15 protein-coding genes are annotated in these 14,762 nt (G+C 67.0%); 2 read left to right on the top strand and 13 right to left on the bottom strand.

All coding sequences use genetic code 11. The features are described from left to right. Position 1: 1 nt before the first annotated feature. The 5 genes from lpxK to ACPEES_RS04115 are packed head-to-tail and all read right to left on the bottom strand — an operon-like array spanning position 2 to position 6,108. Complete coding sequence (gene lpxK / locus ACPEES_RS04135; RefSeq protein WP_435101327.1) at positions 2 to 982, bottom strand: tetraacyldisaccharide 4'-kinase; 981 nt, start codon at positions 980 to 982, stop codon at positions 2 to 4. Beyond that, positions 982 to 2,766: a lipid A export permease/ATP-binding protein MsbA gene (msbA, locus tag ACPEES_RS04130; protein WP_435101325.1), complete on the bottom strand. Its 1,785-nt coding sequence runs from the start codon at positions 2,764 to 2,766 to the stop codon at positions 982 to 984. The genes lpxK and msbA overlap by 1 nt, the downstream gene beginning before the upstream one ends. Continuing rightward, positions 2,763 to 3,188: an ExbD/TolR family protein gene (locus ACPEES_RS04125; RefSeq protein WP_435101323.1), complete on the bottom strand. Its 426-nt coding sequence runs from the start codon at positions 3,186 to 3,188 to the stop codon at positions 2,763 to 2,765. The genes msbA and ACPEES_RS04125 overlap by 4 nt, the downstream gene beginning before the upstream one ends. Beyond that, positions 3,185 to 3,814 (bottom strand): MotA/TolQ/ExbB proton channel family protein, encoded by a 630-nt coding sequence (locus ACPEES_RS04120; RefSeq protein ID WP_435101321.1) that lies wholly within the window; start codon positions 3,812 to 3,814, stop codon positions 3,185 to 3,187. Before ACPEES_RS04120 ends, ACPEES_RS04125 begins: the two co-directional genes overlap by 4 nt. Continuing rightward, positions 3,781 to 6,108 carry a ComEC/Rec2 family competence protein gene (locus ACPEES_RS04115; protein WP_435101319.1) on the bottom strand — a complete coding sequence of 776 codons (2,328 nt, stop codon included), beginning with the start codon at positions 6,106 to 6,108 and terminating at the stop codon, positions 3,781 to 3,783. Before ACPEES_RS04115 ends, ACPEES_RS04120 begins: the two co-directional genes overlap by 34 nt. 88 nt (positions 6,109 to 6,196) lie before the next feature. On the opposite strand from ACPEES_RS04115, the gene ACPEES_RS04110 reads away from it, so the two are divergent. Beyond that, the gene (locus ACPEES_RS04110) at positions 6,197 to 6,751 is read left to right on the top strand and encodes a DUF2062 domain-containing protein (protein WP_435101317.1); all 555 of its coding nucleotides are present in this window, start codon (positions 6,197 to 6,199) and stop codon (positions 6,749 to 6,751) included. Here ACPEES_RS04110 and lolD read toward each other — a convergent pair. The 3 genes from lolD to sfsA are packed head-to-tail and all read right to left on the bottom strand — an operon-like array spanning position 6,717 to position 9,402. Then, on the bottom strand, positions 6,717 to 7,400 hold the full coding sequence (gene lolD, locus ACPEES_RS04105; RefSeq protein ID WP_435101315.1) for a lipoprotein-releasing ABC transporter ATP-binding protein LolD: 684 nt from the start codon (positions 7,398 to 7,400) through the stop codon (positions 6,717 to 6,719). The two genes, ACPEES_RS04110 and lolD, sit on opposite strands and share 35 nt — an antisense overlap. Further along, entirely contained in the window at positions 7,393 to 8,640 is a 1,248-nt protein-coding gene (locus tag ACPEES_RS04100) for a lipoprotein-releasing ABC transporter permease subunit (RefSeq protein ID WP_435101313.1), read from the bottom strand. Before ACPEES_RS04100 ends, lolD begins: the two co-directional genes overlap by 8 nt. 51 nt (positions 8,641 to 8,691) lie before the next feature. Next, entirely contained in the window at positions 8,692 to 9,402 is a 711-nt protein-coding gene (gene sfsA / locus ACPEES_RS04095) for a DNA/RNA nuclease SfsA (RefSeq protein ID WP_435101311.1), read from the bottom strand. Between the two features lie 72 nt (positions 9,403 to 9,474). Between sfsA and ACPEES_RS04090 the strand changes: the two genes are divergently transcribed. Then, positions 9,475 to 9,744, top strand: coding sequence for a hypothetical protein (locus ACPEES_RS04090; protein ID WP_435101309.1), 270 nt, complete (start codon positions 9,475 to 9,477; stop codon positions 9,742 to 9,744). A gap of 5 nt (positions 9,745 to 9,749) precedes the next feature. On the opposite strand, the gene ACPEES_RS04085 is transcribed toward ACPEES_RS04090, so the two are convergent. The 5 genes from ACPEES_RS04085 to bioA are packed head-to-tail and all read right to left on the bottom strand — an operon-like array spanning position 9,750 to position 14,447. After that, the gene (locus ACPEES_RS04085) at positions 9,750 to 10,754 is read right to left on the bottom strand and encodes an acetylpolyamine aminohydrolase (RefSeq protein ID WP_435101307.1); all 1,005 of its coding nucleotides are present in this window, start codon (positions 10,752 to 10,754) and stop codon (positions 9,750 to 9,752) included. Beyond that, positions 10,747 to 11,667, bottom strand: a complete 921-nt coding sequence (gene speB, locus ACPEES_RS04080; RefSeq protein ID WP_435101305.1) for an agmatinase — start codon at positions 11,665 to 11,667, stop codon at positions 10,747 to 10,749. The genes ACPEES_RS04085 and speB overlap by 8 nt, the downstream gene beginning before the upstream one ends. Before the next feature lie 23 nt (positions 11,668 to 11,690). Continuing rightward, positions 11,691 to 12,554: a methyltransferase domain-containing protein gene (locus ACPEES_RS04075; RefSeq protein WP_435101434.1), complete on the bottom strand. Its 864-nt coding sequence runs from the start codon at positions 12,552 to 12,554 to the stop codon at positions 11,691 to 11,693. Beyond that, on the bottom strand, positions 12,529 to 13,161 hold the full coding sequence (locus tag ACPEES_RS04070) for a GNAT family N-acetyltransferase (RefSeq protein ID WP_435101303.1): 633 nt from the start codon (positions 13,159 to 13,161) through the stop codon (positions 12,529 to 12,531). The genes ACPEES_RS04075 and ACPEES_RS04070 overlap by 26 nt, the downstream gene beginning before the upstream one ends. Further along, the gene (gene bioA, locus ACPEES_RS04065; protein WP_435101301.1) at positions 13,158 to 14,447 is read right to left on the bottom strand and encodes an adenosylmethionine--8-amino-7-oxononanoate transaminase; all 1,290 of its coding nucleotides are present in this window, start codon (positions 14,445 to 14,447) and stop codon (positions 13,158 to 13,160) included. Before bioA ends, ACPEES_RS04070 begins: the two co-directional genes overlap by 4 nt. Positions 14,448 to 14,762 lie beyond the last annotated feature (315 nt).

Here is a 14,762-nt window from a genome sequence, read left to right as displayed (position 1 = left end):
GTCAGCTCCCGTATCCCACCAGGCTGTCGAGAAGCTCATCGAGCGCGACGCCCGCCCGGGCATCCGGGCGGGCGCTCACTGGCAGATACCAGCAGCCCGGTGGTGCAAAGGCTGCGCACTTTACCGCGTCCTTTTCCGTCATCACTACCGGCAGGGGTTCCTCGAATGCGAGATCCGCCGGGGAGAAAACATGATGATCGGCGAACGCATGCGGCACCGGCTCGAGGCCCAGCGTCCGCAGTGTCGCGAAAAAACGCTCCGGATCGCCGATGCCGGCCACAGCATGCACACGTTGCCCGCGTTCGGGTGCTGGCGAGGTCCTGGCGCCCCCAACAGCGGCGAAGCCGGCGGTGGCGAGCTCGTAGACACCCCTCGCCTGCGGCCATGCATGCCCCCGGGCGATGATCAGGTCCACCGACGCGAGGCGCTGCGGGGGTTCACGCAATGGCCCTGCCGGCAGACACCGGCGATTGCCCAGACCATGGTCACCATCGACCACGACGATCTCCCGGTCACGCCGCAAGCGGTAGTGTTGCAACCCGTCATCGCTGATCACCAGATCGCAGCCCGCGGCCACGAGCAGCCGCGCTGCGGCGACCCGGTCGGACCCCGCCGCCACCGCCTCCCCGGTACGCCGCGCGATCAACACCGCTTCATCCCCCACCATCCGCGGGTCGCTGTCCGCCGTCACCCACTGTGGCCAGTGCGTGGCACGGCCACCATAGCCGCGCAGCACGATACCTGGAGACCAGCCCCGCTCGGTAGCGCGCTGGGCCAGATGGATGACCAGGGGCGTTTTGCCGGCACCGCCGACGACAAGGTTGCCGACCACGATCACGGGCGCACCACAAGCGACCGATCGGCTCCGCCAGTAGGCACGTCGCAAGCGGGTGATACCACGGAACAGCCACGCCAGCGGCACCAGGGCCGCCGCCACCGGCGACGGCTCGAACCAGAACCGCGGCGGGCGCGCGACCGGCACTATGCCCGCTCCGCCTGGCGACGCCCCCCGCGAAACTGCATGCGGTAGAGTGCGGCGTACGCGCCATCGCCGGCGAGCAGCTCGGCATGGCTTCCGGCCTCGATGATGTGGCCCTCGTCCAGAACCACGATGCGGTCCGCGCCCTCCACCGTCGACAGCCGGTGCGCGATCACGAAGGTCGTGCGCCCGCGCATGAGCGAATCCAGGGCATGCTGGATCTGCGACTCCGACTCGGTGTCCAGCGCCGAGGTCGCCTCGTCCAGAATCAGGATAGGCGCATCCTTCAGCAGGGCTCGGGCGATCGCTATGCGCTGACGCTGTCCGCCGGAGAGCATCACGCCGTTCTCCCCGACCATGGTGTCGAAGCCCTGGGGCAGACCTTCGATGAACGCCCGGGCATTGGACAGCTCCGCCGCGCGGATGACTTCCTCCCGGTCACAGCCCTCGGCACGGCCGTAGGCAATGTTCGCCGCGACGGTATCGTTGAACAACACCACCTGCTGGCCTACCAGCGCGATCTGGTGGCGCAGATCCGCGAGGCGGTACTCGGTGAGCGGGTGACCGTCGAGCAGGATCCGGCCGGCACTCGGGTCATAGAATCGGGGCAGCAGATTCACCAGCGTGGTCTTGCCGCTGCCCGATCGCCCCACCACGGCGACGGTCTCCCCGGCCCGCACGGACAAATCGATGTTCGTGAGCACGGTTCGGCCGGCACCGTAGTCGAAGCTCACCCCCTCGTAGGACACGGTACCCTGGGCGCGTTCCAGCCGCCGTACCCCCCCATCCCACTCGGGCGTCTCGTCGATGATCTCGAAAATGCTCTCGCCGGCAGCGATGCCCCGCTGGATGACAGCGTTGACGTTGGTCAGGCGCTTCAACGGCTGCATCAGCAGCAACATCGCCGTGATGAACGACACGAACCCGCCCACTGTAATGGTGGAGACCACGTCCTTGAGGGTAGCGAGATAGATCACCAGCGACAGCGCCGCGGCCGATACGAACTGAACCACGGGGGTACTCAGGGCCTTCGTCGCCGCGAACTTCATGTACTGCCGCATATTGCGCGTGTTCGCCTCGTCAAAACGCGCGCGTGCATGCTCCTGGGCGCCGAAGACCTTGACGACCTCGTGCCCCTCGATGGCCTCTTCGGCCACGTAAGCCACGGTACCGACGCTGCGCTGAATACGGCGGCTGATACGGCGGAAGCGCTTGCTGATATAGACCACGACCAGCGCGAGCACCGGCCCCAGACCGAGAAAGATCAAGGCGAGTCGCCAGCTGACGAAGAACATGTATCCCAGCAGCGCGATCGAGGTGGCACTGTCGCGCACGAGCGTCACCACCGCATCGCTCCCCGCCTTCGCCACCTGTTCGACGTTGTAGGTCAGCCGCGAGAGCAGTCGCGCCGCCGACGCATTGTCGAAGTAGTGCTTGGGCAGCGCCAGCAGACGCTCGAAAACCTCCCGGCGCAGCTCGTGGATGACGCGGCGGCTGATCCACATCATGCCGAAGCCGGCACCGAAACTCGCCAGCCCCCGGATCAGGAATATCCCCATCAGGGCGAACGGGATCAGGCGCATGACTTGCGGATCACGCTCGACGAAGCCGTCATCGAGCATGGGCTTCATCAGCCAGGCGAATACCGTTTCCATGCCGCCGCTGATGACCATCGCCACCATCGCGACCACGGCGAGCGGCCAATGTGGTCGCGTGTAGCCGAGCAGCCGCCGATAGATCTCGCGGCCGGAAGCTGTCTGACCACCCTCGCGCGAGTCGGCACTCATTGCTCGCCAGTCGCCGAGGCCGCCATTCCCACACGGCTCAACCCGAGCTGGCCGGCAGCGTCGAGCACAGTGATCACAGCCTGGTGACGGGCGTCGGCGTCGGCTTGAATCACCAGGCGAACGGCCTTCGGATCGCGTTCGCCGACGGCCTGATCCAGGGCGCGCCGCACGGTCTCGAGCTTACTGTTCACCAGTGCGTCACCGTCGAGGAACATCCGTCCCTGGGCATTGATGGTCAGAGCCAGGCCGTCATCGTCGTCGCTGCTGCTCGCCTGCTCGGACTCCGGCAGGGTGACGTTCAGCCGCGCCTGACTGACGAAGGTGGTGCTCACCATGAAGAAGATGAGCATGAGAAACACCACGTCGATCAGGGGGGTCAGATTGACTTCCGGCTCCTCGCGCCGCCGCGGACTCAGATTCACGCCGCTTCACTCCCGGCGCTCGCCGTCTGACCGTGAATCGCCTCGACCAGCTTGAGCGCCTGCTGCTCCATCTCCACGACCAGCTCATCGACCCGGCCGCGCAGATAGCGATACGCCATCAGAGACGGGATCGCCACCACAAGCCCCGCGGCCGTGGTAATCAGCGCCTGCGAGATACCGCCGGCCAGTGCCGGTGCGTTCCCCACTCCCTGACTCGAGATGGTCCCGAAGACGTCGATCATGCCGACAACGGTGCCCAGCAGGCCCAGCAGCGGACTGATGGCGGCTATGGTGCCGAGGGTGTTGAGATAGCGCTCGAGAGCGTGCGCCTCGTGGCGCCCGGCATCCTCGATGCTCTCCATCATCACCTCGCGGCTGCGGCGCACGTGCACCAGCCCGGCCGCCAGCACCCGGCCCAGGGGCGAGCCCTGGCGCAGGCTACGCAACTGAGCACCGTCCAGCGCATTACCCTTGATCTTGTTCCATACCTCCGCCAGCAGATGCTTCGGCACCACGCGGCGGCGCTGCAGTGCCCACGAGCGCTCGATGACGATCGCCAGCGCGAGCACGGAACACACGATGATCGGCAGCATTAGCCAGCCACCGGCTTTAATGAGCTCCCACACGTGAAATCGCCTTCCTTGTATCGTCCAGTTCGCGAACGCCGGGAATCATACCGATTTTGCCCGGCGGCCTGAACTCCGCTCAGACGGTCGTGGTACAAGCGCAGCCGGGCGCGGCGCACCTGCTCCATGGAAATGTCCCGGTCTGTGCGCCATTGCACAGTCAGCGCCCCCCACTGCGCCAGGGAAACGACCCGGGCATCGGCACAGCGCAGGCGCCGGACCACCACCGGCGACGGCAGTCCATAGGCATTGTCGTGGCCAGCCGATATGACCGCCACATCGGGCCGCGCAACGCGCAGGAATTCCGGCGTGGTGGAACTGTCGCTGCCATGATGAGCCACCTGGAGCACGTCCACCGGATGCTCGAGCCGCGCGAGCAACCGCTTTTCCCCGGCGGCGGGGAGATCGCCGGTCAGCAACACGCGGAACCGCCCGGCACGGATCATGAGCACGCACGAGGCAGCGTTGCCCGACCGTCCCGAATGCACCGGTGCGAGCACACGAAATGTCACCTCGCCCCAACGCCAGCGCTCACCGGCACGGCACGGCCGACCGCCTGTCTCGCCAGGTTCACCACTGGTCAGTTCGGCCACGGGCAACGCCCGCTGAAGCGCGGCGAGGCCGCCGGCATGGTCACGGTCGCCGTGACTGACCACCAGGCGATCCACACGCGCAATGCCATGTTCGCGCAGGAACGGAATCAGGGTGAACTGCGCGGCGCTGCCACCGCCGCCCCACGATGGGCCAGTGTCGTAGACCATGACGCGGTCGCCGGCACGCACCACCGTTGCCGCCCCTTGTCCGACCTCGAGGAACGTGATCTCCAACGCTGCCGGCCGCGGTGCCGGCGCCAGCAACCCGAGCGCACACAGCGGCAACGCCAGCCAGCGTCCGGGAAAACCACGCGGCAGCACGCACAAGACGGCCGCGACGCCGACAACCGGCCACACCCAGGCCGGACGTGGCCCCGGCATCACGAGCCCGGCATTTCCGGCGAGCCAGGACACGCCGGCAAGCGCATGATCCAGCGCGCCGGAAGCCCGCGCCAGTGCGTCGGTCACAGGCCAGAGCGCATCCGTGACGGCCGCCAGGAACACGCCCGGCACCACTACCGTGGCCAGCGGTACCGCGATCAGGTTCACGGGAACTCCGAGCCAGGAGAAGCCACCGAACCACACCAGCAGCACCGGAGCGAGCAGCACGCCTATGAGCCACTGCACCCGCACGGTATTGGCGAGTCGCGAGGCGCCGCCGCGCCAGCCAAACACGATAACGGTCACCGCCGCGAACGAAAGCCAGAATCCGGGAGCCAGACACGCCCAGGGGTCCAGCGCGAGCACCGACAGGCCAGCGAGCACGAGTCCGCGCGTGCGCCCCGGACGCCGGCGCGTCGCCAGCGCCACCGCCACTACGACTGCCATCACCAGGGCCCGCAGCGTGGGTAGTGAAAAGCCAGCCAGTGCGGCGTAGACAGCCCCGGCGATCACGCCGATCAGACTACCGGCGACCAGCGTCGGCACGCGCGCTACCGCTGCGGGTAGGCACCGCCACCCAAGTCCGCCGGCCCAACCCGAGAGCCCGGCCACCAAACCGATATGCAATCCCGAGATAGCCACGAGATGAGTGATGCCCACGCGACGCAGATCCCGCCACAAGGCATCCGAGAAGCCGCGCCGGTCACCGACCAGCAGTGCCCTTGCCACCGCCGCTCCATCGCCACGGCCGGCGCGGGCGGCGAGATGCTCGGCGATACCGCCGCGCCAGCCCGCCAGTCCATTCGCCGGCGCCAGGCGCTCGCCGGTGCGCACGTACCCCGTCGCATCCACGTGCTCACTGGCGAGCCAGCGTTCGTAGTCGAAACGCACCGGGTTCATGAAGCCCCGGGGTCTTCGCAGGCGCGCCTCGAATCGCCATGTCTCGCCGGCACGCACCGTGGCACTGTCGCCATACCACGACAGGCGGATACGCCGTGGCAATCGGGGCAGCGACGGGTCGATCTGCTGTGGCACGACGACGAAGCGCTGGCGCGATGGGCCGACCCGGGGCAACGAGATCACCCGGGCCGTGAGCATGAACGTCTCGCCGGAACGCGTATCCGGCAGACGCCTCTCCATGGCGTGGGCGACCATCACCCCGCAAACGATGATCCCCAGACCATAGGCGGCAAGCGCCCGGGCTCCAGGGTGGCGGCAAGGCGCCAGTAACGTCAGCGCCGCGCTCGCCGGCAGCAGCCACACTGCCGTTGCCGCATGCACGGACAGCGGTACCAACAACCCGATCAGTAGTGCCAACATCCCTGTGGCTCCCCTGTCTGCATCCGGGCGGGACTGTCATCCCGCCGGTGTTGCATGGATAATCACGGCCGGGTTGCAGGAGGGGGATATGCCGCGCCAGCTTCTCAAACGCTATTTGCCGGACCCGCACCGCATCACCAGGCGGCGCGAGCTCCGCTGGCTGGGCAAACTGCTCGACGACCCTTTCCTCCTGCACCTCAACCGGCGCTCCGTCGCCGGCGGCGTGGCCGTGGGCCTGTTCACCGCGTTCATTCCGCTGCCGGCGCAGATGCTCATCGCTGCCGGCCTGGCGGTCGCCCTCCGCGTCAACCTGATTCTGTCAGTGGTGCTCGTATGGGTGAGCAACCCACTGACCATGCCCGCCATGTACTATTTCGCTTACATGGTGGGTACCTGGATGATCGGTGTACCCGTTTTCCACACGGGCTTCGAGCCCAGCCTGTCCTGGTTCTGGCACGAAATCGGGGTCATCTGGAAACCCCTGTTCCTGGGCTCTCTGACAACCGGCAGCCTCGTGGCGCTCGCCGGCTACGGCGCCGTTCAGCTTGCCTGGCGACTGTATATCGTCCGCCACCTGCGTCATCGCCAGCGCCGAGCCGCACGCCTGTTCAACCAGCGTCCAGGCGTCCATCGTCGAGAGTGAACCGGCGGTCTAGCCGGTCGGCCAGCGCGGCGTCGTGGGTGACCATGACCACGCTGGTCGAGTAGTCACGGTTGACCTCCTGCAAGAGATCGAACACCCGCTCGGCGGTATGGCGGTCCAGGTTGCCTGTGGGCTCGTCGGCGAGAATGCACGCCGGCTGCGTGACCAACGCCCGGGCTATCGCCACACGCTGGCGCTCACCGCCGGAGAGCTCGCCCGGTTTGTGGGTCACGCGCGCCGAAAGCCCCACTCTGTCCAGCAGCCCACGGGCCGCCGTGCGTGCCGTGGCCGTGCTGGTACCGCGGATCAGCAGCGGCATGGCCACGTTCTCCAGAGCCGTGAACTCCGGCAGCAGATGGTGGAACTGGTAGATGAAGCCAAGCGCGCGATTGCGCAGGCGCCCGCGGCGTACGGCACCGAGCCGCGACATGCACTCGCCATCGACCCACACCTCGCCACGGTCCGGATCCTCCAGGCCACCGAGCAGGTGTAGCAGCGTGCTCTTACCTGAGCCCGAGCGGCCCACGACAGCGACCTGCTCGCCACGGGCCACCGACAGGCGCACCCCATCGAGCACCTGTAGCCGCCCGGTACCCTCGCGGAATGACAGGGCGAGATCCTCGCAACGGACGACGGCCTGCTCACTCATAGCGCAACGCCTCCGCGGGAGCGACCCGAGACGCCCGCCACGCGGGATACAGCGTGGCCAGCAGCGAGAGCACCAGAGACGCGATGGTGATTCGCACCACATCCTCCATATGAAGTTCCGACGGTAAATCACTGATCAAATAGATATCCGCCGGCAGGAACTCGGTGTTGAACAACTGCTCGATGGCGGGAACGATGGTCTCCACATTGAGCGCCAGCGATACGCCACCGGTCACGCCCAGAAGCGTACCGGCGATGCCCAGCACCGCTCCCTGGACGATGAATATGCCCATGATCCCGCGTGGTGTGGCGCCGAGTGTGCGCAGGATGGCGATATCCGCCTGCTTGTCCGTGACCACCATCACCAGCGTGGAGACGATGTTGAACGCCGCCACCGCGACGATCAGCAGCAGGATGACGAACATCACCGTCTTTTCGGTCTGCACCGCACGGAAGAAGTTGCGATTCTGCATGGTCCAGTCGGATATCCGGTAGATACCCGGCAGGTCCCGGGCGATCTCGCGGACCAGACGCGGCGCCTCGAACAGGTCCTCGAACTCCAGGCGCACGCCACTCACCCCACTACCGGTGCGGAAAAGCCGCTGAGCGTCACCGAGGTGCATCAGCGCCAGTGAGTTGTCGTACTGGGACATGTCCACGAAGAAGATCGCTGCGACCGTGAACCGCCGGACACGCGGCAGCACCCCCGCCACCGAGACCCGTGCCTCGGGAGTGACCACGGTCACCGTATCGCCGACACCCACACCGAGCGCGGCGGCGAGCCCCTTGCCCAGAGCGATGTTGAACGCCCCTTCGCGCAGGTCGGACAGGGAACCGGCCACGATATTCTCGGTGACCCGCGATACGGCCGCCTCGCGCTCCGGCAGAATGCCGCGCACCAGTCCGCCATTGACCTCCCCACCATGCGTGAGCATGACCTCGCCGCGCACGAACGGGGCCGCCCCCTTGACCTCCGGCCGCTCCGCCAGGCGCTCGGTGAGCCCGCGCCAGTCCTGCAACGGCTCCTGATACCCGTCCACAGTCCCATGCGCCACCATTCCCAGGATGCGGGCGCGTAGCTCGGATTCGAATCCGTTCATTACCGACAACACGGTGATGAGGGCGGTAACGCCGATAGCGATGCCGAGCATGGACGACAGCGAGATGAACGAGACGAAGTGATTACGCCGTTTGGCCCGTGTGTAACGCAGGCCGATGTACAATTGAAGGGGTTTGAACATTCCTAATTGGCCGTCCGTTCGCCGATCGCGGAATTGTTGACTGTCGGGAATCTACGGGCAGACCACGGGCACCCGGGCACGGGGCTCGATGGCTGTGTCCGAGGGCTCGGCCACCAGGGCATACGCGCCCACGCCGGCCGCGATCGCCGATCGGAGCGCGCGGCCGTACTCCGGATCAATGCCGTCGGCCGGGCGGACCTCGTCCACGTCAGTGCGCTGCACGCAGAACACCAGCACCGCCGCAGTGCCCGTCTCGGCCAGGCGCTGGAGCACCTCCAGGTGCCGTGTGCCACGCCGGCTGACCGCATCCGGAAACAGCGCCACACGATCATCCACAGCAGCCGTGACGTTCTTCGCCTCCACGTAGGTCATGCTTCCGGCCCTGTCGGCGAGGCGGAAATCGGCACGCATGTGCTCGTCCGGCACCGACACCTCCCTTCGGACCGCGGCGGGCTCGCCGAGTTCAGGAAACCAGCCCGCCCGGATGGCTTCCTCGACTACATCGTTGGTTCTGCCGGTGTGAATACCGACGCGCGCGCCCCCATCCGCGGTCACCTGCTCCCAGGTCCACGGATACTTGCGCCCGGGCCGATCGGAGTGGCTGAGCCACACGCCCGCCCCCTCGGTCGTACAGCCAAGCATGGAGCCCGTGTTGGGGCAGTGAGCGGTAAGCGACTCGCCATCGTCGCAGACGACGTCCGCGAGAAAGCGTTTGTAGCGCCTGATCAGGCGGCCCCTGCGCAGCGGGCCGGGATAATTCATGCCAACCCCTTCGGTTTTGCCGCCCACGCGCCGGTGCTATAGTGGCGCCTCGAAAACAGGGAGTCAGTTTCTATGCGGAGCACGACGATTTCCTTGCTCCTTCTTCTGGTTGTCGCGTCCACTCCCGCGGCCGCGGACACGCTGCTCGTGGACAAGGTGAAAGCCGGAGAAGGCGCTGAGCCGGTCAACGGCACGGCAATGTCGACGGTCGAGAGCCGCTACGGTGAACCCGAATCGCGCGAGGGCCCGGTCGGCGACCCGCCGATCACGCGCTGGGATTATGCGGAATTCAGCGTCTACTTCGAACACGATAGCGTCATTCACACCGTGGTCCGGCGCTGAGTGCGTCACCGCCGGAACCCGCGGGCGAACGCTTCGGCATAACCGGCGAGCCCGGTGACATCGTAACCGCCTTCCAGCAGGATGAGAACGCGTTCGCGCCGGCGCGCGAGGCGAGCGCCCATCGCCTCGAAACCAGGGGCATCGAGCCCCACCGGCGCATCCTGAATACCATCCGTCGCGGCGGTATCGAATCCCAGTGACAGCACGATGGTGTCGGCCGCCACCGTGTCGACGCGGGCAAGGACATCGTCCAGCAACGCGAGATAGCCGTCGCGGCCCACACCCGCCGGCAGATCGGTGAGATCCACGTGCGGGCGCCGGTAGCCGTCCCAGCGCGCGTCCAGGTGCGGATAGTTGGCCCACGGGTCGGCGTGCAGGGAAAAGTATGGGGCCTGCTCGCTCGCGAACTCGACGCTGCCGTCGCCGAGGTGGTAATCCACGTCCAGCACGGCGCAGCGGCCGCCACCGGCGCTCAGCACCGAGGCGGCAACGTAGGCGTTGTTGAAGAAGCAATACCCACCGTAACGCCGCCGGCCGGCGTGATGGCCCGGCGGACGGCACAGCGCCACCGCGTCCTCGCCGCTTGCGCGCATCCACTCGGCAGCACGACGGGCTGCCTCGGCGGAATTGAGCGCCGCGGCGATGGTCGCTGGCGTAATGGGTGTCCCGATTTCCGCGGTGAACATGCCGCCACGAAAGCGCACCGTTGCCTTGCTCAAATCGCCGTGGAAGATGGACGGGATGTACTCTTCGTCGGGCTGCAGGGCGGCAGTGATGTCACCGAGGAACTCGCGGTAGTCGGCATCGTGGAGGCCGGCCACGGCGTCTTCGGCTTCCGCGGTCACCCGCTCCACCGTGAGCTCCCAACCCCGCTCGAAGCCGGCCATGACCGCAGCTACCCGAGCGGGAACCTCCGGGTACTCGATGGGGGGATACCCATCCGAGAAGTCCCACCGCGGTCGATGATCCTCATGGGCAACGGGCAGGAACGCCCGCAATGGGCTACTCATAGTCCACCTCCGTCTGACTGCCGCCTGCGGCACGCTCGCGGTAGCCATGACGCAGCCCCCACCGTGAAATCATCTTCTGACTGAGCTTGGCGGCGACCATGTCGGACACACAGCTCGGCTCGGGAATGAGCTCCATGATGTCGCACCCTCTGAGATCCACCGCCGGGTTGTCGATCACCGCCTCGACCAACTCGAGCACCCGGTACCAGTCAAGTCCGCCGGGCTGCGGCGTACCCACACCGCCGACCTCGGCCGGGGTGAACACGTCCATGTCCACGGTGAGCCAAACCGGTCCTTCGAGCCCCTGAAGCGTCTCCAGCAGCGTCTGCCAGCGATCCGGGCGGCGCAGCTCCCGGTCGCGATAGCATTCGATCCCCGGATCCGCGTCGACGCGTCGGGCCTCGTCCTCGTAGAGCGACCGCACCCCCGCCATCACCAGTCGGTGCCCGGCACGACGGACGTGATGCATGGGGCAGGCGTGACTGTACTCGCTGCCCTCGAACCGCTCGCGCAAATCCGCATGGGCATCGAGCACGACCACCGTACCCGGCATGGACATCCGGCCGGCGACGAGCGAGGCGGTAACGGAATGCTCGCCGCCCACAGCCAGCAGCAGCGCGCTGGACGGCAGCTCACCGGCGACACGGGTCAGCCTCTGGTGGTAATCGCCCGCGTTTTCGTAGAGCTGCTTTTCCAGAGGCGGCAACACGGCTACGCCCATGTGCAGGAACGGCGACCAGTCCGCGTCCTCGTCGTAGTACTCGAGCTGGGAACTGGCGTCGAGCAACGCCTCCGGGCCATTACGGGTGCCGGGTTTATAGGAGACCGTGAGCTCGTGGGGCACAGGCAGCACCAGGACGTCGGCCTCGTCACGCGGGCGGTTGGGCAGCAGTTGATATTGCAGGTCGCTCATGAGAATTATCGGTTAGTGGACTGTTATGACAAGATTTTTTCCCGAATCGAATGAGGTATGGCGAAGGCGGCTGCAAGGCTGGCAGCGCCCGTGCCGGGAAGATCGAGCCCCCGCGCCAGCGCACGCGTGTGGAAGGTCTCCAGCGGCGGCTCCCCCGTGTTGGGCAGGGGTGCATCCGAGGCCAGCACGAAGCTCCACAGATGATAAAAGCTCGGGACCACGGCGGCATAGCTCGTCACCTCCGCGAACGCCTCGCCCAGGGTACGGCGAACTCGCCGGTGACCGGCCACGCTGGTCGCGGTCAGGCCGCCGGTCTGGGTCGCGACGATGGCACGCTCGTTCAGGCGCCGGCGCAGCCGCGTATACAGATCCTGGCTGTAGAGAGCGGCAGCCGGATCGTCCTCGTCACTGAAGTCGACCAGATCGCCGATGACGACATCGAACCCCGCCCCGGCCTCCTCCAGGTACGCGTTGATGTCTCGGCACTGAACGTCCAGCCGGGTATCGGCAAAGGCGCGCGCGTTCCAGCTCGCCAGATGGCGCCGGCAGAGATCGACGAACGCCGCATCGATATCCACCATGACCACCTCTTCCACGCTCGGATGGCGCAGCGCTTCACGCGCAGTGGCACCCTCGCCCCCGCCCATGATGAGCACGCGCCTCGGCCGCGGATGCAGCAGCATGGCCGGATGCACCAACGCCTCGTGATAGAGGGCCTCGTCCACCTCACAGGACTGCACGTCGCCATCCAGTGCCACGCATACGCCCTGCGAGGGTGAACGGAAGAACACATACGATTGGTACTCGGTGCGCCCCTGGGCGATGACCTCGTCAACCGAATGCTCCAGGCGGTCGCCGTCTTCACTGATCTGGCGATAGCTCAGCATCACTCACCCTCACCTGATACGGAATGCGCCGGCATTGCGCGGCGAGCCTGGGATCATCCGCGCGCACGCCGTAGCCGTCGATGAACATGTGCCTGACGAGCGCCGCCGCCCGGGTGCCGGGCACGTTTGCCGGCCACTCGCCACGTGGCAGGAACATGAGCGACATGGGCTGAGTCCCCATGGCGCAGTCATAATGCGGAACGCGGTAGTCCAGCGCCAGGGGGCGGAAACCACAACGCCGGTACAGTCGCGCCGGCCGAGGCTCTGCCTCGACGTACAGGCCGTCGGCGCGCTCGTCGCGGCGAAACCGTGCCACGGCGGCGAGTACCAGCCGCTCGCCCAGGCCCCGCCCCCGCCAGTCACCGGCAACCGCGACGAACGTCACCACCGCGGCCCGCACCTCGGTGACGAAGTCGACGATGGCGAACCCGATGACTCCGCCGCCGGCATCGAGCAGCACGTCGCCACCGTAGCGCCCGCTGGCGAGCCGGGCGAGCACCTGTTCCGTCGGCTCGCGCTCCCAGGCCGGGAAGACGGTCTCGTAGAGCGACCGCAGCCCCACCTCGCGGCGACCGTCATATGGCAGCAACGCCGGAGCGTCGATCACCGCTCTCCCGCCTCGGCGACAGTCTCGACCATCACGCGTGTGAGCGTATCGAGGTCCGAGTCCTCCATGACGTAGGCGGGCATCACGTAAAGCAGACGGCCGAACGGCCGCACCCATACCCCCCGCTCCACGAGCCGCGGCTGCATCCAGGCCATGTCCGCCGGCTCGTGCATCTCGATCACGCCGATTCCACCGAATACGCGCACGTCACGCACGTTCGCGAGCTCCCGCGCCGGCGCGAGGCCGCGCTCCAGCGCGCGGCCGAGTCCGGCAACCCGCTCCTGCCAGGGCCCGGCGAGCAGCAGGTCGATGCTCGCGTTGGCGACCGCACATGCCAGCGGATTGCCCATGAACGTGGGGCCGTGCATAAGGACACCCCGAGCGGAGATGCCCCGGGCCACATCGGGTGTGCACAGCGTCGCCGCGAGCGTCATATAGCCGCCCGTGAGTGCCTTGCCCACGCTGAGAATGTCCGGGGTGACGCCGGCCGCGTCGCTGGCGAACAGCGAGCCGGTGCGACCGAAGCCGGTGGCGATCTCGTCGAAGATCAACAGCACGCCATGCTCGTCACAGAGCCGGCGCAACGCCCTCAGATAGGCGCCGCAGTAGAAATGCATGCCGCCGGCGCCCTGCACCAAGGGCTCGGCGATCACGGCTGCGATCTCGTCGCCATGGGTTGCGAGCAGCTCGCGCATCGGCGCGATATCCGCGTCCGTGAAGTCTTCGTCGCGGCGGCACTCGGGGCGTGGCGCGAAGAGCTGCTCCGGTATCAATCCACTGAACAAGCGATGCATGCCGTTGACCGGATCGCAAACGGACATGGCGCCGAGGGTATCGCCGTGATAACCGCCACGCAGGCTCACCAGCCGCGGTCGATGCTCGCCGCGCCCCTGCCAATACTGCAGGGCCATTTTGATGGCCACCTCGATGGATACCGACCCGGAGTCCGCCAGGAACACATGCTCGAGGCCTGTCGGCGTGATGCTCACCAGGCGTTCGGCAAGGCGCGTGGCCGGCTCATTCGTTAGCCCGCCGAACATGACGTGGCTCATCCGGTCGAGCTGCTCGGTTGCCGCCGCATTGAGTGTGGGGTGGTTATAGCCATGGATGGCGCACCACCAGGAAGCCATGCCGTCGATGAGCTCGCGACCATCGGCAAGACGCAGCCGTACGCCTTCCGCGCTCTCCACGGGGAACACGGGCGCCGGTTCCGTAACCGACGCATAGGGATGCCAGACATGGGCGTGATCGAGGTCGAGCCACGGCGGTTGCGTCTGGTCACTCATGAGATCAAGTGTCCTACTGCGCTGAGTGTCGAAAGGCGCGCCTACCGGCCATGGGCGCCGTTGACGACGCACACGCCGGATGCAGCGCACCCGGAAACTGTACAACAGGCCCTGCACCGGAGGCCGCGCATTCTAGCAGGGCTCAGCCGGAAATTTGCACGCGTTCCGCCAGAACCGGGGTCGTGAGCCCTGCCGGGGCAGCAGCGACGAAGACCACCGTGGACGCCAGCACTCTCCAATGCTTCCACCCACGCTCACCCTTTGAGTACACTCACCGTCCGCGAGCCACCATGGCCGTACCCTGCCGCAGCCCGT

The sequence above is a fragment of the Arhodomonas sp. AD133 genome (assembly GCF_051195215.1).
Lineage (GTDB): Bacteria > Pseudomonadota > Gammaproteobacteria > Nitrococcales > Nitrococcaceae > Arhodomonas.
This window is presented reverse-complemented; position numbering and strand designations above follow the sequence as displayed.